The organism is Micromonospora sp. DT63 (assembly GCF_049841615.1).
GTDB lineage: Bacteria > Actinomycetota > Actinomycetes > Mycobacteriales > Micromonosporaceae > Micromonospora.
Genome location: NZ_JBNCKQ010000001.1, coordinates 354,232 through 374,832, shown reverse-complemented (window position 1 = coordinate 374,832; position 20,601 = coordinate 354,232). Strand labels below are relative to the sequence as shown.

The following is a 20,601-nucleotide window of genomic DNA, read 5'->3' as shown; positions in this document are numbered from 1 at the left end:
TCACTCCTGTCTGGGCGTGGTGCCGTGCGTGAGGTCGGGGCTGACGGCCAGGACGTGCTCCGCGACCGGCCGGAAGTTCAGTCGGGCGATCTGCGCGGTGCCGATGTCCGCCCGCGCCGCCCGGGCCGCGTCGGCGGGAATCACCACCAGCTCGCCGGCTGCCTGGGCGAGCAGCTGCACCTGGCAGCAGCGGTCCATCGCCAGGAACCACCAGGCCGCCTCGGCCACCGAGCCGCCGACCGTCAGCAGCCCGTGGTTGCGCAGCACGACGGCCTTGCCGGCGCCCAGCGTCGCCGCGATCCGGTCCCCCTCCGCGCCGTCGAGGACGACCCCGCCGTACTCGTCGTGGACCTCGTGGTCCTCGAAGAACGCGCACGCGTCCTGGGTGATCGGCGCGAGCGGCCGGCCGAGCGCCGAGAACGCCCGACCGTGGATCGAGTGGGTGTGCGCGGCGGCCACCACGTCCGGGCGGGCCTTGTGGATGGCCGAGTGGATGGCGTAGCCGGCGGGGTTGATCCGGCCGGAGCCGTCGACCACCTCACCCGTGTGGTCGACGCGCAGCAGGTCGTCGTCGCGGACGTGGGCGAAGTGCCGGGCGAACGGGTTGATCCAGAAGGTGTCCGGCTCGATCGGGTCCCGGGCGGTGACGTGGCCGCCGGCGCCCTCGTCGAACCCCGCCAGGGCGAACGCGCGCAGCGTCAGGACCAACTGCCGACGGCGGTGGGCGCGTTCCTGTTCCGGATTTCGTCGCTCAGCCACAGCCGCCTCCGGTGTCCGTGTCGTACCCGCCCACGCCCGCCGGCACCGCGGGCGGCGCGACAGGAGTGCCGGTCCGCTCGGCGTACGCGGCGAGGAAGTCGTCGACCCGGTCCACGCCCCAGAACCGGTGTGGGCCCAGCCGCAGGTAGGGGATGCCGAAGATGTCCTCCTCGTACGCCCGCAGCAGGCAGTGCGCCCCGGCCGCCCGGACGCCCTCGTCCTCGACCGCGCCGAGCACCACCGCCGGGTCCACCCCGGCCCGCTCGGCGACCTCCGCGATCACCTCGGGGGTGCACACGTCCTCGCCCCGCTGCCAGCGGGCGGCGATCACCTCCCGGTAGAACGCCTCCCCCGCGCCCTGGTCCCGGGCGGCCAGCCACCCCAGGTGCGGGACCTCCCACCACGGGTCGACGTCGATCGGCCAGCGCATCGGCAGGCCCAGCCGCTGGGCCTGCCGCTTGGCGTCCTGGAGCAGGTACAGGTGCTTGGGCTTGCTCATCTGCACGTAGTGGAAGGCGCCGCCCCGGGCCGTCAGCGCCGCCTCGGTCCGCGCGTCCGGGTCCCAGTACGGGATGAACTCCAGCACCTCCTGCGGCCGGCCCAGCGCCCGGGTCAGCCGCTCCACGGCCAGCCAGCTGTACGGGCTGCGGAAGGAGAAGTACAGGCGGGGCGGCTTGGCGGCCATCACCGCCGCCCGCCGGTCAACGCCGCCACGGTGTCCCCGTCCAGGGTGGCGAGCCGGCCCGCCTCGGGGCCGCGGCTGACCGCGTACCCGTGCAGGATGCTGGCCGTCGCCACCCGGACCAGGCGACCGTCGCGCACGACGTGGCAGTCCATCCGCGCGTCGTACGTGACGTCCTTGAGCACGTCGGTGACGGTGAAGGTGACCCACACGGGCTCGTCGAGGTGGGCGTCGCCGAGCACCTCGACGCGGGCGCGGGACACCACCGGGATCCAGCCCCGCTCGCGCAGCATCCGGCCCACCGACACACCCCGGTCGGCGAGGTAGCGGTCGACCACCTCCTCCAGCAGCCGGACGTACCCGGAGTGCTGCATCCGCTGCGAGTACTGGCAGTAGAAGTAGGGCACCCGCCACTGCCACACGAACCCCGCTCCGGCGGCGCGCAACTCATCGGCCGGGTCCGCGCCGGCGGGGGCGCCCGGCTCCCCGGCTGCCGGCTCCTCGACCAGGCCGGCCAGCTCCGCCGGCAGCGGCGTCGTCTGCGGTACGTCCGCCTCCCGCACCAGGGCCACCCGCACCCGGGCCCGGCACACGGTGACGTCGGCGTCGCGGTGCACACCCATCCGCACCGCGAACCGGCCGTTGGCGGCGGGGGTCGCCACCACCGTCGCGGTGTCGTCGACGTCGAGGACGGCGGGCAGCAGCAGCGAACAGTCCCGGATCGACAGCCCCACCCCGTGCTGGTGGTAGAGCTGGCCGGGGCCGTGCCCCCGCTCCCGGAACCACTGCAGGACACCCTGCTCCACCAGGTACGCGAAGTGTTTGAAGCCGATCCAGGTGCGGATGTTCGCGCCCTCGAACCCGGGCCGGGCCGACAGCGTCACGGATGCGTTCTCAACCGCCGTGGTCACGGCGTACCTCCTCGGATCGCGGGGTCGGGGCAGACCTTCTCGACGAAGCCCGCGACGTGTCGGGCCACCTCGGCCGTCCGGTCGAGATGACAGAAGTGGTGAAAATCCGGCTCCACGACGACGTGCGCGTCGGGAAGTTCGGCCCGCAGCGCGCCGACGCGCGGGCCGTCGAGGCCAGGGTCCCGGCCGCCGGTGAGCACCATGGTCGGCACGGTCACCGCGTGCAGCGGCAGGCCGGCGGTCGCGGTGAAGTGGTCGAACAGGGTGGTGAAACCGACGGGGCCGATCCGGTCCACCATGATGTCCCGCATGGCGGTCAGGGTCTCGGCGTCCAGGTCGGCCAGCCGGGGGCCGAGGCGGTGGCGCAGCCCCTCGTCGATGATCTGGACGAAGTTGGCCTGCGCCCGCTCGTGCACCGCCCAGGTGATCGGCAGATCGGGCGGGCAGTAGAACGGCGCGATGAGCATGGCTCCGCGCGGGGCGACGTCCGGTTCGGTGGCGAGCATCTCCAGCACCGCGTTCGCGCCGAGCGAGTGGCCGACCACGACGTCGGGAGGTGTGGCCAGGGCCCGGACGGCGGCGGCGAGCCAGGCGCCTGGGGTGCCCCGACGCCGCCAGCGGTGATCGGTGCCGGCCTTCCACGGCAGCTCGGCCGCGAGCAGCCGCCAGCCGGAGGGCAGCCGCTGCGCCAGGGGCCGCCAGCTGCGCCAGGCGTCGGACATGCCGTGCGCGAGCAGCACGGTGGGCGTCCCGGTGTCCGGGCCGGCGAGCCGGTGCACGGCGACCGCCGGTGGCGTGCCGCTCATCGCCGGGCCGCCCGGACGTCGAGTTCGCGCGTGCCGTCGACGGGGTCGCCGCAGCGGACCGTGACTGTCGCGTTGGCGGCGGCGAGGCGTACGGCCAGCGCCGTGTGCACGACCCCCGCCGCGCCGTAGTGGTCGCCCGCCACAGCGTCCGCGTCGACGAGCAGGCCGCGTGGTGTGCCGTCGACGGGAACGCCCGCCCGCACCGGCCCCAGCAGGGCCAACGGGTGCGGCGCGGCGTCGACCCGGCCGAGCAGCAGACAGGCCGCCCCGGCGCGCAGCGGTCGGGCGTCGGTGACGCCGTCCCGGGCGGCGTGCAGGGCCTGGGCCTGCGGGTCGTCCGGCTCGGTGCCGACCACGACGACCCGGTCGGCACGGCCGGTACGCAGCAGCAGCCCGGCCAACCAGATCGCGTCCAGGCCGGCGGTCGCGCCGGAGCAGACGGTGAGGTTGGGGCCCCCGAAGCGGAACCAGATCGCGATCGCGCCGGCGATGACGTTGCTGGAGGCGTTCGGCGCCTCCAACGGGCCGACCTCGCGTGGGCCGCCCTCGCGCAGCCGGCGGGCGATGTCGCCGACGGTGGCGACGTTGCCGAGGTTGGAGCTGACCACCACCGCGGTACGCGGATCCGCCGGTCCGCTCGGGCGGGGTGCCTTCGGCGCGAGGCCCAGCGCCCGGTGCACGGCGCAGAGGGCGAGTCGGGTGGCCGGCTCCTTGGCCAGCAGACCCTTGCGGCCGAGCAGGTCGGCGGCGCGCTCGGGTGGGCAGGCGGGTTCCTCGTCGGCGGCCCCCGCATCGACGGCACCGGCCGGCAGGTCGAGTCCGCGCACGTCGACTCCCGGCAGGTGCAGTGCCGCCGCGAGAACGGCGGCGACCGGTGGATCCGGGTCGGCCCCGGCGGTGCGGTCCCGGTTGGTCATGGCCGGGTTGTCCACCGTGGACCGATTCGGGCGGGTCACCTGGCCCGGCCGGCGGGACGCGGGCGGCGGCACGCCGCGATCCGGTGTCGGCGCGAGGTGCCCGGCGTGGACGCGGTCCGTCATCGCAGCACCTCCAGGAGGGTGACGGCGTTGAGACCGCCGAAGCCGAACGCGTCCACCTGCGCCACCCGCACGTCCGCCCGTGCGGCCGTCTCGCGGACCAGCCGCAGCGCGGCCGCCTCGGGCGCCGGCCGGGTCAGGCCGACCACCGGCGGCACCCGGCCGGTGCGCAGGATCTCGACGGCGACGGCGACGCTGAGCAGCGCCGAGCCTCCCGACGTGTGGCCGACAGCGCCCTTGAGGGCGGTGACCAGGGGGCCGGGCTCGCAGCCGGCGAACACCTCGGCGATGACCCGCGCCTCGGTCTCGTCGTTCAGCGTCGTGCCGGTGCCGTGCGCCAGGACCAGGTCGACCTGCTCGGGCCGGCGCTCGGCGCGCTGGTGGGCGTCGCGGACCGCCCGCAGGATGCCCGCGGGGTCGGGCGCCGTCTCGTGCCCGGCGTCGCAGGACAACCCGGTGGCGAGCAGCCGGGCCAACCCACGGCCGGGTCGCTCCGGCTCGACCACCAGCACCGCCGCGCCGTCGCCGAGCAGCACACCGGCCCGGTCGGCGTCGAAGGGCCGCACCCGGCCGGTCGGCCGGGCGGCCACCCGGCCGATCATCGCCAGCATGGAGGCGCTGCTGCCGTCGGTGCCGCCGACCAGCACGGCGTCCGCCTCGCCGGTCTCCACCAGGTCCTGTGCCAGGGCGAGGGCGGAACCGCCGGCGCTGCACGCGTTGGCCAGGGTGACCACCCGCTGCACGCCGGGTGCCGCGCTGGCGACGGCGTCGGCGAAGTGCAGCCGCTCGGCCGGAAAGTCCACCGAGCCCGCCAGGGCCGCCCGTTCCACCTCTGCCGACTCGCGCAGCCCGGTGCCGACGAGGCTCACCACCCGCTGTCGACGTGCGTCGAGGCCGGCGGCGGCGACGGCCTCGGCCACGCAGTCGGTCAGCCAGCGGCTCGGGCCGAACGGCGCGTCGTCATCGATCGGGTAGCCGTGGCCGACCCCCACCCGGGCCGGGTCCGACCGCCGCAGCCCGGCGGCGCCGCACGCGCCGCGCAGCAGCGCAGCGACGGTGGCCGGGCCGTCGCCGAAGCAGGTACGGACGGCGGTGGCGGTGATGGTGGCGGACATGTCCTACCCCCGCACCACTGCCGCGGCGACCGCGCCGTCGCGGGACCGCCCGACGATCAGCGCGGGCCGACCGCGCGCGGCCGGGTCCTCGGCGTAGCGGCCCAGCAGCACGCCCAGCGCCAGCGCGCCGGTGGCGGACTGACAGTCACCGAGCGCCGGACGCACCGACAACCGCTGCGCGGCCGCCGGCACCACCTCGGACAGGCTGTCGGCGTCGAGATCGCCGCTCGCGACCGCCCACACGTCGGCCGGGCGGACCTTCGCCGTGGCAAGCGCCCGGCGTACGCAGCCGGTGAGCCCGTCGACGCCCTGCTCCGGCTGGAAACCGGTGGCCACCGCGAGCACCTGGGCGCGCGGAGCCCCGGTGAGGCCGGGCGTCGGGCGGCGCAGCAGGTAGACCGCCGCGGCCTCACCGGCCGGGCCGACGCCGGTCAGCTCCGCCGCCCACGCCGTGTTCGGCGTGTACTCCTCGACCCCGCCGACCAGCAGGGCGTCGACGTATCCCCGACGCAGGGCGTTGAGCGCGTAGCGCAGCGCGTACAGGAAGGCGAGCGGGCCGCCGGCCACTGTGGCGTTGACGCCGCGCAGCCCGTAGCGGATCGCGGCCTGCCCGCTGGCGCAGTTCATCACCGTGTTCGGGAACAACACCGGGTTGACCAGGTACGGCTTGTCCTGCACCAGCGTCTCGCGGGAGAAGTCCATCGTCGACTTCAGGCTGCCGGTGGTGGTGCCCAGCACCACGCCGACGCGGTGCCGGTTGTCGTCGTCGGGGGTGAACCCCCCGTCGGCCAGGGCCCGCCCGCAGGCCACCATCGCCAGCGCGGTCGCCCGGTCCAGGAAGCTGGTGCCCTTGCGGCCCAGCAGTCGGCGTACGTCGAAGTCGGCGATCGCCGGGGCCTGCGCCGTGGGCAGCGGCTCGTCGAAGCGGTCGCGCACGTCGACGCCGACGACCGTGCCGGCGCGGACGGCGGCCAGCAGCTCGGTGACCGACTCCCCGGCCGCGCTGAGCACTCCCCAGCCGCTCACCAGGGCGGTCACCGGATCGCCCCGAAGATCGTGATGGCGTTGTTGCCGCCGAACGCGAAGCCGTTGTTCTGCGCCACCCGCACCGTGGCCGGGCGGGCCGTGTTCGGCACCGGATCGATCCACGACAGCTCCGGGTCGGGGTTGGCCCAGTTGATGGTCGGAGGCAGGAACCCGTGCCGGATGCCCAGCGTCGTGGCGATCGCGCCGAACCCGCTCGCCGCGCCCATCGTGTGCCCCAGCATCGACTTGATCGAGCTGACCGGCGGCACCCGGTCGCCGAACACCGCCCGGATGGCCCGCGCCTCGCACAGGTCGTTGGCGGGCGTGCCGGTGCCGTGCGTGCTGATGTAGTCGATGTCCTCCGGTTTGACCCCGGCGTTCTCCTGCGCCAGCCGCATGCACGCCGCGACGCTCTCCTCGTTGGGCGCGACCATGTGGTGGGCGTCGCAGTTGACGCCGTACCCGAGCACCTCGGCGTAGATCCGGGCACCCCGGTCCTGCGCGTGCTCCAGGGTCTCCAGCACCAGGGCCGCGCCGCCCTCACCGGTGAGGATGCCGGAGCGGTCCCGGTCGAACGGCCGGCACGCCCGCTCGGTCAACGCGCCGAGCCGGTAGAAGCCGGCGTGCGCCCACCGGCACACCGAATCGGCGCCGCCGGCCAGCATCACGTCCGCCTCACCCCAGCACAACAGGTCGTACGCGTACCCGATGGCGTAGTTGCTGGCCGAGCAGGCGGTGGTGAGGGTGACCGACTCCCCCGCCAGCCCCAGCTCCGCGCTCACCGCGTAGGACAGCCGCTCGGCCGGCGCCTGGCGCAGCGCCTCGGCGGACATGGCCGGGTAGCCACCGGCCACCAGCTCGGCGGTGAGCTGCTCCACCACAGTAGACTCGCCGCTGGTGGTGCCGACGACCGCGCCGACGCGCGCCGGGTCGGTGGCCGGCAGCGACAGACCCGCGTCCATCGCGGCCAGCCGGGCCGCCGCCGCCGCGAACAGCGCCGAGCGGCCCCACTCGTCGACCCGCAGCCGCCGCAGCAGCGCCTCCGGCCGGAACGCGGGCACCTCACCGGCGAAGTGGTGCGGGAACCCGCTCGCGTCGAAGCTCGTGATGGGCGCGGCGGCCGAGCGGCCGGAGCGCAGCCCGTCGGTGAACTCGTTCACGCCGATGCCGATGCCGGACACCGGTCCGAGCCCGGTGACGACCACGCGGTGCACGGTCAGCCCTGCCAGCCGGCGTGTCGCGCCACCACCTCGTGGACGGCCTTGAGGCTGCGCATCTCGTTCAACTCGGCCTGCGGGATCTCCACCTTGTACTTCTTCTCGATCCGGGCCAGGATCTCGATCGCCCGCAACGAGTCCGCCTCGTACTCCTCGACGAAGTCTGCGGTGTCGGCGACCTCCTCGGGTTCCAACTCGAGCACCTCCGCCACGATCTCCCGCAGCTCCGCCATGTGCGTGTCGCGTTCACTCATCGGTGTTCCCTCTTCCTCTCATCGTTTCCGCTCCGCGATGGCGTCGGCCGGTCGGACGACGGCCATCATCGAGCCGAACTCCGCCACCTGGTCGGTCCCCACCCAGCTGGATCCGGCGGCGAACGCGGCCCCGTGCACGACCTGTTCCAGGCGCACCCGGTGCCGGATCACGTCGCCCGGGTACACCTGGCGCAGCAGCACGCAGTCCCGGGCCGCGGTGAACATCGGCAACCCGGTCGTGCCCGGCCCGCGCGACAGCAGCCACAGCACCGCCGCGCCCTGACCGAACGACTCGATCAGCAGCGACGCCGGGTACGCGTACCGGTCGGGGGCCTGCCCCTCGGCGATCCCGGAGTAGCAGGGCTCGCAGCCGGTGACCGCCTTCACCGCCTCCAGGCTCACCCCCGGCTCGACGCTGTCGACCCGGTCGAGCAGCAGCATCGGATACCGGTGCGGCAGCAGGGCCCGCAGCTCACCGTGCTCGATTCGCATCAGGCGGTCCCGCCGTCCGCGCTCGGCCAGCGGTAGACCGCGCGCACCGTCGCCGCGTGGACCCCGTCGCCACGTACGCACCGGGCGGCGACGTCGAAGGACTGGTCGTCGCCGACCGGGCCGACCGACGCCTCGACGGTGAGCGTGTCGCCGGCCAGCAGCGGGGCGAGGAACCGGGCGGAGCGCAACCGGTGCAGCTGGGGCAGCCGGCCGGCGCAGTAGCCGACGGCCGACGTCACGGCCTGCCCGATCGTCTCCAGGGTGAACACGCCCGGATAGACGGTCAGCTCGGGGAAGTGCCCGGCCAGGTAGACGTCTGCGGCGTCGACCGTGGTGCCGGCGCGCAGGCTGATCCCGCCGCGCGGACCGGCGGACACCTCGACCCACTCGATCGCCGGCAGCGGCGCGGCAGCGGCCTCGTACGTGTCGGCGGGCCGGGTCGCGGCACTGAACGCGGGTGCGGCGGTCACAGCACGATCCCCCCGTCGACGCGGATCACCTGGCCGGTGACGTAACCGGCGCGTTCGGAGAGCAGGAACTCGACCAGGTCGGCGACGTCGGCGGGGGCGCCGAAGCGGCCCAGCGGGATCTGCCCCAGCGCCTGCTCGCGCAGCTTCGCCGGCAGCGCGGCGGTCATGTCGGTCTCGATGAAACCGGGGGCGACGACGTTGACCCGGACGCCGTACCCGGCGACCTCCTTGGCCAGCGACAGGCTGAGCCCGATGATGCCGGCCTTGCTGGCGGCGTAGTTGGTCTGCCCGGTGTTGCCGGTGACCCCGGCCACCGAGGACAGGTTGACGATGGCGCCGCGGCGTCGCTTGAGGAAGCGGAACGCGACCGTCCGGCAGGTGTTCCAGGTGCCGGTGAGGTTGGTGCCGATCACGTCGTGCCACTCGTCCGGCGCCATCAGCACCAGCGGCCGGTCCCGGGTGATGCCGGCGTTGTTGACCAGCGCGGTGAGCGGCCCGAGGTGCCGTTCGGCGGCGGTGACGAACGCGTCGACAGCGTTCGGGTCGGTCACGTCGCACGGCCCGAACCACGACCCGACCCCGTACGCCTCGACCTCCGCCCGGGTCTTGTCCGCTGCCTCGCTCGGTGCGCTGTAGCAGCCCGCCACCGCGTACCCCTGCGCCGCGAGCCGCAGCGCCACGGCCCGGCCGATTCCCCGGGACACGCCGGTCACCAGCGCGCAGCGCGGCGCGTCGCCTGCCGTTGTCATGTCATCCCCTGCTCATCCGATGGCCCGTTGCGCGCGCAGCCGGTCCCGCGTGGCCGCGTCGACGCCCACCTCGTCGAGGACCCGGTCGGTGTCCGCGCCGGGCTCGGGGGCGCCGGAGCGGACGGCTGTCGGTGTCCGGGAGAACTTGACCGCCGGCCCGGTCAGCGGCGCGGTGCTGCCGTTGGACAGCACCGTCTCCTGCACCATGGCCCGGGCGTGGACCTGCGGGTCGGTCGCGGCCTCGGCGAAGGTCCGTACCCGCTCGGCGGTGATCCCGTTGGCGTCGAGGGTGTCGACCACCTCGGCGCACCTCCGCCCGGCGCACCAGTCGGCGACCACCGCGTTGACAGTGGCGCGGTTGTCGCGGCGTTCCTCGTTCGTCGCGTACCCGGGTGCCCGGGCCAGTTCCGGACGGCCGACGACCTCGGCCAGGCGACGCCAGGAGCGGTCCAGGGGGACCGCCACGTAGACGTGGCCGTCGGCGCACCGGAAGCAGCCGGCGGGCACCACGAAGTCGGCCTGGTCGCCCCAGCGGCGCAGCGGCACCCCGGTCGCGCCGAGGGTGAGGTAGCCGTTGCTGGAGAACAACAGCGAGTCGAGCATGCTCACGTCGACGTGCTGACCCTCGCCGGTGTGGTCGCGGTGGCGCAGCGCGGCGAGCGCGCCGATCACCGCGTGCAGTCCGGCGAGGTCGTCGGCGAGGAACGTGGGCGCCTTCAGCGGAGCGCCGTCGGGTTCGCCGTTGAGCGCCATCCAGCCGGCGGCGGCCTGGGTGGTCGGGTCGTACCCGGGTCGCTGCGCGTCGGGGCCGTACTGGCCGTAGCCGGAGACGGAGACCAGCACCACGTCCGGCCGGACGGCCCGGCACGCCTCATAGCCGACGCCCCAGGCATCCAGGGTGCCGGGCTTGTAGTTCTCCACCACCACGTCGGCGGTGGCGACGAGCCGCAGGAAGACCTCGGCCGCGCCGGGGCGGCGCAGGTCGAGCCCGATGCTGCGCTTGTTGCGGTGCACGCTCTGGCGGAACCAGGACAGGCCGGTGCCGGGAATGTCCGGGGGCATCAACCCCTCCCGGTTGCCGGGCATCTCCACCCGCAGGACGTCCGCGCCGAGGTCGGCCAGGACGCAACTCGCGATCGGGCCGGACCAGACCTTCGTGACATCCAGGACGCGTACGCCGTGCAGCGGCCCGGTCAGGTCGTGGCGGGCGTCGGCGTAGAAGGCCGCGGCGTCGCGGACGGGCGCGGTGCGCGTCTCGGTGTCCATGGCGGCTACTCCCGCACCAGCAGCGACGCCGTGCCGAGCGAGCCGCCGCAGCACATGGTGACCAGGGCGGCCTCGGAGTCGGCGCGTTCCAGCTCGTGCAGGGCGGTCACCAGCAGCCGGGTGCCGCTGCTGCCCAGCGGGTGCCCGAGCGAAATCGCGCCGCCGTTGACGTTGACCCGGTCCAGGTCGGCGTCGTGGTGCGCGGCCCAGGACAGCACGACCGCCGCGAAGGCCTCGTTGACCTCCACGACGTCGATGTCGTCGAGGGTCATGCCGGCGCGCTTGAGCAGCTTGCGGGTCGCCACGGTCGGACCGTCGAGCAGGAAGTAGGGGTCGGCGCCGGTGACGACCTGGTGCGCCAGCCGGGCCCGGGGCCGCAGGCCGTGCGCGTCGGCCCGCTCCCGCGACATCCACAGGATCGCCGCGGCGCCGTCGGAGATCTGCGAGATGGTGCCGGCGGTGTGGATGCCGTCCGGGAGCACCGGCCGCAGGGCGGCGAGCCCTTGCGCGCTGGTGTCGCGGATGCCCTCGTCGGCGTCGACCGACGTGCCGTCGGGCAGCGGCACCGGCGTGATCTCCCGGTCGAAGCGGCCCTCGGCGCGGGCCTGCGCCGCACGCTGCTGCGAGCGCAGCCCGTAGGCGTCGGCGTCCGCGCGGGTCAGCCCCTGCCGGGCCGCGATCCGCTCGGCGCCGCCGAACTGCGCCTTCGGCGGATCGTCGTACGGGTAGTCGGGTGTCTTGTAGTGGCCGGGCCCCTGGTAGAGGTTGGTGCCGACGGGCACCCGGCTCATCGACTCCACGCCGCAGGCGATGCCCACGTCGATCGCGCCGGCGGTGATGAGCGCCGCGATCAGGTGGTTGGCCTGCTGCGCGGAGCCGCAGGAGGTGTCGACTGTGCTCGCCGCGACCTCGTAGTCGAGGCCACTGTTGAGCCAGGCGTTGCGGGTGACGTTCAGGCTCTGCTCGCCTACCTGCGTGACGCAACCGCCGATGATCTGATCCACCTCGCCGGGGGCGACGCCGGAGCGGCGCAGCACCTCGACCTGCACGTGTCGCAGCAGCTGCACGGCCTTGAGGCCGGACAGCGCACCCTCGCGCCGGCCGATCGGCGTCCGCACCGCCTCGACGATCACCGCCTCCGGCATGGACTCCCCCTCCTGGTCGGCGCGTGGTGGTTCGCGGGTGCTCAGGCCGGTACGAGCCGGACGCGCAGCTCCTCCAGGCCCCGGAAGGTGCTGCTGTGCCGCCATTCGAGGTCGATCTCGTCGGCGTCCGGGTCGGCCAGCTCGATGACCGCGAACCGGTCCACCAGGCGGCGGAAGGCGATCTGCCCCTCGGCCCGGGCGAGCTGCGCGCCGAGGCAGTGGTGTGGCCCCCAGGCGAACGACAGCGGCGTCTCCGGCGGTTCGGCGCCGGCGAAACGGGCGATGTCGAGCCGGTCCGGGTCGGCGTAGCGGGCCGGGTCACGGTTGGCCGCGCCGATCAGGGTGATGACGTGTTCGCCGCTTTTGAGCGGGGTGCCGTCGACGAAGGTGGTGTCCTCGAAGGCGGCACGCCCCAGCACGTGCACCGGGGAGTCGAAACGCAGCAGCTCCTCGACCGCGGAGCGGGTCAGCTCCGGTTCGGCGCGCAGCCGCTGCAACTGCTCGGGGTTGCGGCACAGCGCGTGCGTGCCGAGCCCGATCAGGTCGGTCATGGTCTGAAAGCCCGCGCCGAAGAGCAGCACGATCACCTGGATCAGCTCGTCGACCGAGAGCCGGTCACCGTCGATCTCGACCTGGCCGAGCGCGGACGCGAGGTCGTCGCGGGGATCCTCGCGGCGCTTGCGGACCAGGTCGGCGAAGTACTCCTCCATCTCGCCGAGCGCCTGGTCGGACGCCTTGAGCACCTCCTCGGGCGCGAAGATCTCCAGTCCGCCGGACGCGGCGCGGGTGAGCCGGCGCAGCAGCGGCCAGTCCTCCGGCGGCACGCCGACCAGCTCGCCGATCACCATGACCGGCAGCGGGAAGCCGAACGAGCCGACGATGTCGACCTCGCCGCCGCCGGGGCCGATGCGGGCGGTGATGTCGTCGAGCAGCCCGTCGACGAAGGTGGTCAGTCGGGGGCGCAGGGTCTCGGTGCGTCGCGGGGTGAACACCCGGCTGACCAGCCCGCGCAGCCGGGTGTGCTCCGGCCCGTCGAGGAACAGCAGGGTGCGGGCGCCCTCGCGGCCCCGGGAGTCGCCCATGCGGGGGCGTTGCGCGGACTTGTCCAGCGACGGGTTGCGCAGCGCGGCCCGGCAGTCGTCGTACGCGGTGAGCACCCAACCCACACCCTGACCGGGCTGTTCCATCCGGTACTTCGGCGCCGCGGTCCGCAGCGCGTGGTAGTGCGGGTACGGGCTGCTGACGGTGGCCGGGGCCTTCATCAGCAACTCCATCGCGATGATCCGGGGGTCAGCGCTCACCACGGTCTCGGTCATGGCTCGGAAGCCTAATAGTGTTTCGCGTATCTCGGAAGTACTTGTTTCTCGTATCTTTGGTTGCGCATACTGGCGGGCATGACCTCGGCCCGTACCGGCATGCCGCCGAGATTCGACGCCCGTGACCCCGCAGTGGTGGCCGACCCCTACCCCACCTACGCGGCGCTGCGAGCGGCCGGCCCGCTGTGCCGGATGGGCCCGGGCAGCTGGGGTGTCACCCGCTACGCCGACGTCGCCCGGCTCGTCCGCGACCCGCGCCTGGGCAGCGAGTTCCCGGCCGCCTACCACCGGATGTCGGCCGGCGACGGCGCGGCCGGCGACTTCTTCGGCAGCATCATCCTCTACCGCGACCCGCCCGAGCACGGTCGACTGCGGCGCCTGATGGCCAAGGCGTTCAGCCCCGCCCTGGTGCGCCGGCTACGCCCCCGCATCGAGCAGATGGTCACCGAGCTGCTCGCCCCGGCGAGGAGCACCGGAGGTTTCGACGCCGTCTCGGATCTCGCTTTTCCCCTGCCGGTGATGGTGGTCTGCGCCCTGATGGGCATCCCGCCGGCCGACCACGAGCGCATCCGCCCGTACGCGCTGGACCTGAGCAAGGCGTTCGCCGCGATCGTGCCCGACGACGACCGGCCGGCCGCCGACCGGGCGGTCGAGTGGCTGCGCGGCTACCTCGGTGAGATCCTGCAGCGGCGTCGCGCCGAACCCGGCGAGGATCTGCTGTCCCGGATGCTGGCCGCGACCGACGACGACGGCGCCGTGCTCGGCGACGACGAGATCGTGGACAACGCGGTCTTCGCCTTCTTCGCCGGCTTCGAGACCACCACCAACCTGATCGCCACCGGGGTGGCCGCCCTGCTCGACCACCCCGACCAGCTCGCCCTGCTCCGGTCGGACCCGACCCTGACCCCCCGGGCCGTCGAGGAGTTCCTGCGCTACGACGCCCCGATCCAGGGCGTCGCCCGCCTCGCCCGCGAGGATCTGGACGTCGGCGATCGCACCATCCGCGCCGGACGCGTGCTGATCCTGCTGCTGGGCAGCGCCAACCGCGACCCCGACCAGTTCGCCGCGCCGGACCGCCTCGACATCACCCGCGCCCAAAACCCGCACCTGTCCTTCGGCGGCGGCATCCACCACTGCCTCGGCGGCTACCTGGCCCGGGTGGAGGCACAGGTCGCGTTCGAGACCCTGCTGCGCACCTTCGGCACGCTGACCCCGGCCGGCCCGGCCCGCCGGCAGACCGACGGGACGCTGCGCTCGTACGCCAGCGTGCCCGTGGCGGTGCGGCCGTGAGCCCCGCCGGTCGCGTCCTGCCGGCGCGGATGGACCCGCTCGCGCCCGAGGTCGTCGCCGACCCCTACCCGACGTACGCGCGGATGCGCGCGGCCGGCCCGCTGTGCCGTTTCGGGCCGGCGAGCTGGGGCGTGACCCGGCACCGGGACGTGGCCGCGCTGCTGCGCGACCGCCGACTGAGCAACACCTTCCCGGAGGACGACCCGCAGTTCCGGATGGCGCAGGACCTCTCCCGCGAGGTGTTCCGCCGCATCATCCCCACCCGCGACCCGGACGACCACAGCCGGCTGCACCAGCAGATCGTCCGCGCGTTCAGCCCCGGCGTGGCCCGGCGCACCGCCAGCCGCATCGGCGACCTCGTCGACGAGCTGCTCGCCCCGACCCTGGACACCGGCCGCCTGGACGCCGTCGCCGACCTGGCCTTTCCGGTCGCCGCGACAGTCGTGTGCGAACTGATCGGCCTGCCGGCCGCCCGCACCCGCGCCGAGGTGTGGCCCCGCTCGGCGGCACTCGGCCGGGCCTTCACGCCGTTCCTGCCCGAGGCCGACCGCGCGGCGGCCGACGAGGCCCTCGCCTGGCTGCGCGGGTACGTCCGCGACCTGCTCGCCGACCGACGCGCCGACCCCGACGGCGACCTGCTCGACCGGATGCTCGCCGTGGCCGACCCCGCCGAGGGCATCGAAGAGGTCGTCGACAACATCGTCTTTCTCTGCTTCACCGGCTACGAGACGACAATGAACATGGTCTGCACCGGCAGCATCGCCCTGGCCGACCGGCCCGACGAGTGGCGTCGGCTGCGCGCCGACCCGTCGCTGGCCGCCACCGCCGCCGAGGAGTTCGTCCGGTTCGACGCCCCGATCCAGTACACGGCGCGGCTGGCGTTGGCGCCGATCCCGGTCGGCGACCGGGTGATCCGGCCCGGCCGGTCGGTCTTTCTCCTGCTCGGCTGCGCCAACCACGACGAGGACGTCTTCGCGGACCCCGGTCGCATCGACATCGGCCGGCACCCCAACCCGCACGTCGGCTTCGGCGGGGGCGTACGCGGCTGCCTCGGTGCCGCGCTGGCCCGCATCGAGGGAGCTGTCGTCTTCGAACGGCTCGCGCGCCGGCTCACCGACATCGACCTGGCCGCCGAACCGGTCCGCGAGCCCAGCGCCCTCTTCCGGTCGTACGCGTCGATCCCGCTCGCCGTCACCCCTGCCTGAGCGGGCGGAACCAGGAGTCGCAGATGTCACTGATCGGACGACCGGTCCGGCGCACCGAGGACCGCGCCCTGCTCACCACCGGCGGCACGTACGTCGACGACGTGCTCGTGCCCGGCTCGCTGGAGCTGGTCGTCGTCCGCTCGACGGTGGCCCACGGCCGGTTGCGGCGCGTGGACACCGAGGCCGCGCGCCGGGCGCCCGGCGTGGTCGCGGTGTTCACGGCGGCGGACGTGGACCTGGCGCCGCTGCCGCCCGAGGCCGGGGTGCTGAACCAGAAGATGACCACCCCGGTGCTCGCCGACGACGTGGTGCGCTTCGTCGGCGAACCCGTCGCCGCGGTGCTGGCGACCAGCCGCGCCGAGGCGGTCGACGCCGCCGCCCTCGTCGCGGCCGACATCGCGCCCCTGCCGGTGCTCGTCGACCCCGAGGAGGCCGTCACCGACGAGCTGGTGCTGCACCCCGAGGCCGGCACGAACATGGTGCTCAAACTGGGCTTCCGACGCCCGGCCGGCCGCGCCGAGCTGCACGAGGGCGCCGAGGTGGTCGTCCGGCAGCGGATGCGCAACCCCCGGGTGGCGCCCTGCCCGCTGGAGGCCCGCGCCGGGCAGGCCGAGTGGGGGCCGGACGGACTGCGCTACCGCGCCGGCAGCCAGGCCGTGCACCTGTGGCGGGGCCAGCTCGCGGCGGCCCTCGGCGAGCCGGAGGACCGGGTCCAGGTGGTCAACGGCGACGTCGGCGGGGCGTTCGGCTCCAAGGCGTTCGCCAGCCGGGAGGACGTCCTCGTCGCCTGGGCCAGCCGTCGACTCGGCCGCCCGGTGCGCTGGGCGGAGACCCGCAGCGAGAGCATGACCGCCGCCGGGCACGGCCGCGCCCAGCACCAGAGCGCCGAGCTGGGCGGCACCCGCGACGGGCGGATCGTGTCCTACGCGCTGGAGGTCGTGCAGGACGCCGGGGCGTACCCGCGCATCGGCGCGATCCTGCCGTTCTGGACCCGGACGATGCTCACCGGCCCGTACGCGATCAGCCGGGCGAAGTTCAGCTCGTCCAGCGTCACCACCACGACCACCCCCGTCGTGTCGTACCGGGGCGCCGGGCAGCCGGAGGCCGTCGCCGCGCTGGAGCGGATGGTCGACGTGTACGCGGCGGAGATCGGCCTGGACCCGGCCGAGGTGCGCCGGCGCAACCTGCTGCCGCCGGAGAGCTTCCCGGTCACGACGATCACGCGCGCCCGCTACGACACCGGCGACTATCCGGCGGCGCTGGAGCGGGTGCTCGCCGAGGCCGACTACCCGGCGTTGCGCGCCGAACAGGCGGCCCGCCGCGAGCGCGGCGACGTCCAGCAGCTCGGCATCGGCCTGTCCACCTTCGTGGAGATCACCGGCGCGGACACCCGCAGCGAGTACGCCTCGATCCGCGTCGACGACACCGGCCGGTTCACCGTCGGATCCGGCACCTGCCCGCACGGGCAGGGCCACGTCACCGCGTGGGCGATGCTCGCCGCCGACGTGCTCGCCGTGGCGCTGGACCGCGTCGACGTCCGCCACTCCGACACCGCGACGATCCCCGTGGGCGGCGGCACCGGCGGGTCCCGGTCGTTGCAGACCGGCGGCATGGCCGTCCGCGAGGCGGCCCTGGCCCTGGTGGAGCGGGGCCGGGACGCGGCGGCCGGACACCTGGGCGTGGCCCGCGACGAGGTGGAGTACACCGCGGGACGTTTCCGCTCGACGGCCGGGCACGTCGTCTACTGGGCGGAGCTGGCTTCCGCCAACGACCTGTCCGTGGAGGCGACCTTCCAGCCGTCCGCCGCGACCTGCCCGTTCGGCGCGCACCTGGCGGTGGTGCTGGTCGACACCGAGACCGGTCAGGTGACCCTGCGCCGGGCGGTGGCCGTCGACGACGCGGGCGTGCTGCTCAACCCGCTGCTGGCCGAGGGGCAGGTGCACGGCGGCCTGGCGCAGGGCGCCGGGCAGGCGCTGGTGGAGGAGGTCCGCTTTGCCGCCGACGGCACACCCCTGCACGGTGACCTGCACCGGTACGCCATGATCGGCGCGGCCGAGCTGCCCTCCTTCGAGACGGTCGCGATGCAGACCCCCACCCCGGTGAACGCGTTGGGCGCCAAGGGCCTGGGCGAGTCGGGGGCGGTCGGGTTCCCGCCGGCGGTGCAGAACGCCGTGGTCGACGCCGTCCGCCACCTGGGCGTGCGGCACATCGACATGCCGGTGACCGCCGAGCGGGTCTGGACGGCCATCCAGGAGGCGTACGCCGTCCGCTAGCTCCGACGCCACCGCGCTCCGCGGCCGGCGGGCCGCGGGCGACGGGCGGCGGGGGATGCTCAGGCCCGTCCTTTGCTCTGCTTCAACCCACGCAACACCACGCGTCCGGTATCCGGACACCGGGTGTTGCCTCCGTTGAAGCAGAGCAAAGGATCCGATGCGCAGGCGTAGCCCCGACGTCCTCGACCCGGTGCAGGCACCGGGCGTGCCGGGCTCGGGCGTGCCGGGCTCGGGCGTGCCGGGATCGGACGCGTCGTCAGTCGTCCACGACGGACAGCGCCTGCTTCGGGCAGCGGCGGGCGGCCTCGCGTACCCGGTTGGCAAGCGAGCCTTCCAGCGGCTGTTCGGTGATGTGCAGACGGTCGTCCTCACCGACGTCGAACACCTCCGGGGCCTGCCCCACGCAGACCGCGTTGCTCTCGCAGCGGGAGAAGTCCACGACCAGTCGCATCGCTCACGCCTCCGTCTTCGCGACGATCTCGAGGATGGGGAACATCATGGTGGGCACGCTGCGCGCCAGCCGCAGGTCGGCGGCGTCCAGCAGCCGTTCGATGTGCTCGCGCGAGCGCGCGCCGCCGCCGACCATGGCCAGCAGGAGCAGGTCGTAGAGGCGGCCCACGTCGAAACGGTCGCCGGCCTCGACCACCGGCTCCAGCACCAGCAGCCGGCTGTCGGGCCGCATTGCCGCGCGCACGGCGCTCAGCAGCCGTACGGCGTTGTCGTCGTCCCAGCCGTAGAGGATCCGCTTGAGCAGGTACGCGTCCGCGCCGGCCGGGATGGTCTCGAAGAAGCTGCCGCCGGTCACCGTGCACCGCTGGGCCACGCCGAGCTTCTGCAGCACCGGTTCGGCCTCGGCGACCACGTGTGGCAGGTCGAACAGGGTGCCCTGCAACTGCGGGAAACGGGCCATGATGCCGCCGAGGAAGGCGCCGTTGCCGCCGCCGACGTCGACGACTGTGGTCAGCTCACCCCACGGGTACGCGGGCAGCGCGGCCCGCAGCTCCAGCCGCGTGGCCGCCTGCTGGGAGGCGTCGAAGCGGGCGCTGTCGTGCGGATGGGCGGCCATGTACGGCCAGTAGCCCTCGGGGTGGACCTGGTCGAACGACGCCTGACCGGTGCGGATGCTGTGGTCGAAGTGGGCCCACGCCTCGATGTCGGGTTCGAGCAGCGGGTACGCGTCGCGCAGCGACAGCGGGTGGTCGGTGCGCAGCGGCTCGGCGAGTTTGGTCAGGCCGAACACCTCGGGCTCGACCTCGGTGAAGATGCCCTTGCCGGCCAGTGCCCGCAGGGCGCGCAGCAGCGACGGGGCGTGCGCGCCGGTGGCCTCGGCCAGCTCGCTCACCGGCCGCGGCCCGTCGACGAGCTGGTCGGCGACGCCCAGCTCGGCGACCGCGCGCACGGTGAACGGCACGATGTAGTCGGCCAGCTCGGTCAGTCGGAACACCGACTCGATGTCGATCCGGGGTCGGCTCGGGGCCATCGATACCTCCTAGGGGGATGTCAGCTGCGGCCCGGCGGGACCGGCGGCGATCACGGTGAGCGTGGGTGTGGCGACGACCCGGTCCAGCCGCAGACCGGTGCCGGCCAACAGGTCGACGAGGTCGTCGCGGGTGCGGTGCCGACCGCCGGTGAGCACCAGGGTGTGCAGGTCGACGAGCTTGGCGACGTCGAAGACGTCGCCGGTGGGGATGATCGCTTCCAGCAGCAACAGCCGGCTCTGCGGGCCCATCGCCGCGGCGATCCGGCGCAGGATGATCGTGGCGTCGGCGTCCTCCCAGCCGGGCAGGATCGTCTTGAGCACGTACAGGTCGGCGCCGGCCGGCAGTGGATCGAAGAAGCTGCCGGCCACGATCCGGCACCTGTCGGCCACCCCGGCCCGGTCGAGCAGGGCCGGCGCGGCCGCCACCACGTGGGGCAGGTCGAGCAGGGTGCCGTTCAGGTGCGGGCAGCGGCTGAGCAGGCCGGCCAGGAACGCGCCGTCACCGCCGCCGACGTCGACGACGTGGCCGGCCTGCGCCCACGGCCACGCCGGCAGCACGGTGCGCAGGTGCAGCCGGGTCAGGCTCGACATCCAGCGGTCGACGGCGAGGCTGTCGGCCCGATGCCCGGCCAGGTAGGACCAGTAGTCGGTGCCGTGGACGCGGGGGAAGGCGGCCTCCCCGGTGCGCAGGCACCGGGTGAGCCCGGCCCAGGCGCGCACATCCGCGGCCATCAGGGGGTACGCGTCGCGCAGCGACAGCGGGTGGTCGGTGCGCAGCGGCTCGGCGAGTTTGGTCAGGCCGAACACCTCGGGCTCGACCTCGGTGAAGATGCCCTTGCCGGCCAGCGCCCGCAGGGCGCGCAGCAGCGACGGGGCGTGCGCGCCGGTGGCCTCGGCCAGCTCGCTCACCGGGCGCGGCCCGTCGACGAGCTGGTCGGCGACGCCGAGCTGGGCGATCACCCGGATGGTGAACGGCACGATGTAGTCGGCGAGTTCGGTGAGCCGGGTCAGCGCACCGAGGTCGGTACGGGGCCGCGCCGCCAGCATCAACCGCCTCCACTATCACGTGTCTTGTATCTCGTGTATCTGCACACTAGCTTGTGAGCGG

Annotated in this window: 21 protein-coding genes; 3 read left to right on the top strand and 18 right to left on the bottom strand. The window is 74.2% G+C overall.

All coding sequences use genetic code 11. The features are described from left to right. From ACLQ27_RS01780 to ACLQ27_RS01710, 15 genes are read right to left on the bottom strand one after another with little or no spacing between them, the layout of a single operon-like run. Positions 1 to 759 (bottom strand): class II aldolase/adducin family protein, encoded by a 759-nt coding sequence (locus ACLQ27_RS01780; protein WP_425865388.1) that lies wholly within the window; start codon positions 757 to 759, stop codon positions 1 to 3. After that, entirely contained in the window at positions 752 to 1,444 is a 693-nt protein-coding gene (locus ACLQ27_RS01775) for a 2-hydroxychromene-2-carboxylate isomerase (protein WP_357490454.1), read from the bottom strand. The genes ACLQ27_RS01780 and ACLQ27_RS01775 overlap by 8 nt, the downstream gene beginning before the upstream one ends. Beyond that, positions 1,444 to 2,352, bottom strand: coding sequence for an acyl-CoA thioesterase (locus ACLQ27_RS01770; protein ID WP_425865387.1), 909 nt, complete (start codon positions 2,350 to 2,352; stop codon positions 1,444 to 1,446). The genes ACLQ27_RS01775 and ACLQ27_RS01770 overlap by 1 nt, the downstream gene beginning before the upstream one ends. Continuing rightward, entirely contained in the window at positions 2,349 to 3,158 is an 810-nt protein-coding gene (locus ACLQ27_RS01765) for an alpha/beta fold hydrolase (protein WP_357490451.1), read from the bottom strand. The genes ACLQ27_RS01770 and ACLQ27_RS01765 overlap by 4 nt, the downstream gene beginning before the upstream one ends. Further along, positions 3,155 to 4,198 carry a beta-ketoacyl synthase N-terminal-like domain-containing protein gene (locus tag ACLQ27_RS01760; RefSeq protein WP_425865386.1) on the bottom strand — a complete coding sequence of 348 codons (1,044 nt, stop codon included), beginning with the start codon at positions 4,196 to 4,198 and terminating at the stop codon, positions 3,155 to 3,157. The genes ACLQ27_RS01765 and ACLQ27_RS01760 overlap by 4 nt, the downstream gene beginning before the upstream one ends. Beyond that, positions 4,195 to 5,310 (bottom strand): beta-ketoacyl synthase N-terminal-like domain-containing protein, encoded by a 1,116-nt coding sequence (locus tag ACLQ27_RS01755; protein WP_425865385.1) that lies wholly within the window; start codon positions 5,308 to 5,310, stop codon positions 4,195 to 4,197. The genes ACLQ27_RS01760 and ACLQ27_RS01755 overlap by 4 nt, the downstream gene beginning before the upstream one ends. A 3-nt stretch (positions 5,311 to 5,313) precedes the next feature. Next, positions 5,314 to 6,348, bottom strand: a complete 1,035-nt coding sequence (locus ACLQ27_RS01750; RefSeq protein ID WP_357575822.1) for a beta-ketoacyl synthase N-terminal-like domain-containing protein — start codon at positions 6,346 to 6,348, stop codon at positions 5,314 to 5,316. Then, positions 6,345 to 7,550 (bottom strand): beta-ketoacyl-[acyl-carrier-protein] synthase family protein, encoded by a 1,206-nt coding sequence (locus tag ACLQ27_RS01745; protein WP_357575821.1) that lies wholly within the window; start codon positions 7,548 to 7,550, stop codon positions 6,345 to 6,347. The genes ACLQ27_RS01750 and ACLQ27_RS01745 overlap by 4 nt, the downstream gene beginning before the upstream one ends. Positions 7,551 to 7,552: 2 nt before the next feature. Beyond that, positions 7,553 to 7,807 carry an acyl carrier protein gene (locus tag ACLQ27_RS01740; protein WP_357490441.1) on the bottom strand — a complete coding sequence of 85 codons (255 nt, stop codon included), beginning with the start codon at positions 7,805 to 7,807 and terminating at the stop codon, positions 7,553 to 7,555. 18 nt (positions 7,808 to 7,825) lie between these two features. Continuing rightward, entirely contained in the window at positions 7,826 to 8,299 is a 474-nt protein-coding gene (locus tag ACLQ27_RS01735) for a 3-hydroxyacyl-ACP dehydratase FabZ family protein (RefSeq protein WP_357575820.1), read from the bottom strand. Beyond that, positions 8,299 to 8,769: a hypothetical protein gene (locus ACLQ27_RS01730; protein WP_234585046.1), complete on the bottom strand. Its 471-nt coding sequence runs from the start codon at positions 8,767 to 8,769 to the stop codon at positions 8,299 to 8,301. Before ACLQ27_RS01730 ends, ACLQ27_RS01735 begins: the two co-directional genes overlap by 1 nt. Continuing rightward, complete coding sequence (gene fabG, locus ACLQ27_RS01725; protein WP_234585034.1) at positions 8,766 to 9,518, bottom strand: 3-oxoacyl-[acyl-carrier-protein] reductase; 753 nt, start codon at positions 9,516 to 9,518, stop codon at positions 8,766 to 8,768. The genes ACLQ27_RS01730 and fabG overlap by 4 nt, the downstream gene beginning before the upstream one ends. Positions 9,519 to 9,530: 12 nt before the next feature. Continuing rightward, complete coding sequence (locus ACLQ27_RS01720; RefSeq protein ID WP_357490433.1) at positions 9,531 to 10,784, bottom strand: CaiB/BaiF CoA transferase family protein; 1,254 nt, start codon at positions 10,782 to 10,784, stop codon at positions 9,531 to 9,533. Positions 10,785 to 10,789: 5 nt separating this feature from the next. Further along, the gene (locus ACLQ27_RS01715) at positions 10,790 to 11,929 is read right to left on the bottom strand and encodes a steroid 3-ketoacyl-CoA thiolase (RefSeq protein ID WP_357490431.1); all 1,140 of its coding nucleotides are present in this window, start codon (positions 11,927 to 11,929) and stop codon (positions 10,790 to 10,792) included. A 41-nt stretch (positions 11,930 to 11,970) separates the two neighbouring features. Continuing rightward, a complete protein-coding gene (locus ACLQ27_RS01710) occupies positions 11,971 to 13,245 on the bottom strand; it encodes a cytochrome P450 (RefSeq protein WP_234585006.1) in 1,275 nt (424 codons plus the stop codon). Positions 13,246 to 13,323: 78 nt separating this feature from the next. Here ACLQ27_RS01710 and ACLQ27_RS01705 point away from each other — a divergent pair, with 78 nt between their 5' ends. The 3 genes from ACLQ27_RS01705 to ACLQ27_RS01695 are packed head-to-tail and all read left to right on the top strand — an operon-like array spanning position 13,324 to position 18,013. Then, a complete protein-coding gene (locus ACLQ27_RS01705; RefSeq protein ID WP_357490429.1) occupies positions 13,324 to 14,535 on the top strand; it encodes a cytochrome P450 in 1,212 nt (403 codons plus the stop codon). Next, positions 14,532 to 15,740, top strand: coding sequence for a cytochrome P450 (locus tag ACLQ27_RS01700; RefSeq protein WP_357490428.1), 1,209 nt, complete (start codon positions 14,532 to 14,534; stop codon positions 15,738 to 15,740). The genes ACLQ27_RS01705 and ACLQ27_RS01700 overlap by 4 nt, the downstream gene beginning before the upstream one ends. Before the next feature lie 23 nt (positions 15,741 to 15,763). Then, entirely contained in the window at positions 15,764 to 18,013 is a 2,250-nt protein-coding gene (locus ACLQ27_RS01695) for a xanthine dehydrogenase family protein molybdopterin-binding subunit (protein ID WP_425865384.1), read from the top strand. Positions 18,014 to 18,269: 256 nt separating this feature from the next. Here ACLQ27_RS01695 and ACLQ27_RS01690 read toward each other — a convergent pair whose 3' ends face one another. The 3 genes from ACLQ27_RS01690 to ACLQ27_RS01680 are packed head-to-tail and all read right to left on the bottom strand — an operon-like array spanning position 18,270 to position 20,540. After that, a complete protein-coding gene (locus ACLQ27_RS01690; protein ID WP_234584997.1) occupies positions 18,270 to 18,464 on the bottom strand; it encodes a ferredoxin in 195 nt (64 codons plus the stop codon). Positions 18,465 to 18,467: 3 nt separating this feature from the next. After that, on the bottom strand, positions 18,468 to 19,493 hold the full coding sequence (locus ACLQ27_RS01685) for a methyltransferase (RefSeq protein ID WP_357490424.1): 1,026 nt from the start codon (positions 19,491 to 19,493) through the stop codon (positions 18,468 to 18,470). Positions 19,494 to 19,502: 9 nt separating this feature from the next. Next, positions 19,503 to 20,540 carry a methyltransferase gene (locus ACLQ27_RS01680; RefSeq protein WP_357490423.1) on the bottom strand — a complete coding sequence of 346 codons (1,038 nt, stop codon included), beginning with the start codon at positions 20,538 to 20,540 and terminating at the stop codon, positions 19,503 to 19,505. Positions 20,541 to 20,601: the final 61 nt, after the last annotated feature.

Excerpts from the sequence above, each read along its gene's own strand:
- ACLQ27_RS01685 (WP_357490424.1), bottom strand. The coding sequence starts at position 19,493 with ATGGCCCCGAGCCGACCCCGGATCGACATCGAGTCGGTGTTCCGACTG.
- ACLQ27_RS01720 (WP_357490433.1), bottom strand. The coding sequence starts at position 10,784 with ATGGACACCGAGACGCGCACCGCGCCCGTCCGCGACGCCGCGGCCTTC.
- ACLQ27_RS01680 (WP_357490423.1), bottom strand. The coding sequence starts at position 20,540 with ATGCTGGCGGCGCGGCCCCGTACCGACCTCGGTGCGCTGACCCGGCTC.
- ACLQ27_RS01765 (WP_357490451.1), bottom strand. The coding sequence starts at position 3,158 with ATGAGCGGCACGCCACCGGCGGTCGCCGTGCACCGGCTCGCCGGCCCG.
- ACLQ27_RS01690 (WP_234584997.1), bottom strand. The coding sequence starts at position 18,464 with ATGCGACTGGTCGTGGACTTCTCCCGCTGCGAGAGCAACGCGGTCTGC.
- fabG (WP_234585034.1), bottom strand. The coding sequence starts at position 9,518 with ATGACAACGGCAGGCGACGCGCCGCGCTGCGCGCTGGTGACCGGCGTG.
- ACLQ27_RS01705 (WP_357490429.1), top strand. The coding sequence starts at position 13,324 with ATGACCTCGGCCCGTACCGGCATGCCGCCGAGATTCGACGCCCGTGAC.
- ACLQ27_RS01715 (WP_357490431.1), bottom strand. The coding sequence starts at position 11,929 with ATGCCGGAGGCGGTGATCGTCGAGGCGGTGCGGACGCCGATCGGCCGG.
- ACLQ27_RS01740 (WP_357490441.1), bottom strand. The coding sequence starts at position 7,807 with ATGAGTGAACGCGACACGCACATGGCGGAGCTGCGGGAGATCGTGGCG.
- ACLQ27_RS01710 (WP_234585006.1), bottom strand. The coding sequence starts at position 13,245 with ATGACCGAGACCGTGGTGAGCGCTGACCCCCGGATCATCGCGATGGAG.
- ACLQ27_RS01760 (WP_425865386.1), bottom strand. The coding sequence starts at position 4,198 with ATGACGGACCGCGTCCACGCCGGGCACCTCGCGCCGACACCGGATCGC.
- ACLQ27_RS01735 (WP_357575820.1), bottom strand. The coding sequence starts at position 8,299 with ATGCGAATCGAGCACGGTGAGCTGCGGGCCCTGCTGCCGCACCGGTAT.
- ACLQ27_RS01755 (WP_425865385.1), bottom strand. The coding sequence starts at position 5,310 with ATGTCCGCCACCATCACCGCCACCGCCGTCCGTACCTGCTTCGGCGAC.
- ACLQ27_RS01695 (WP_425865384.1), top strand. The coding sequence starts at position 15,764 with ATGTCACTGATCGGACGACCGGTCCGGCGCACCGAGGACCGCGCCCTG.
- ACLQ27_RS01775 (WP_357490454.1), bottom strand. The coding sequence starts at position 1,444 with ATGGCCGCCAAGCCGCCCCGCCTGTACTTCTCCTTCCGCAGCCCGTAC.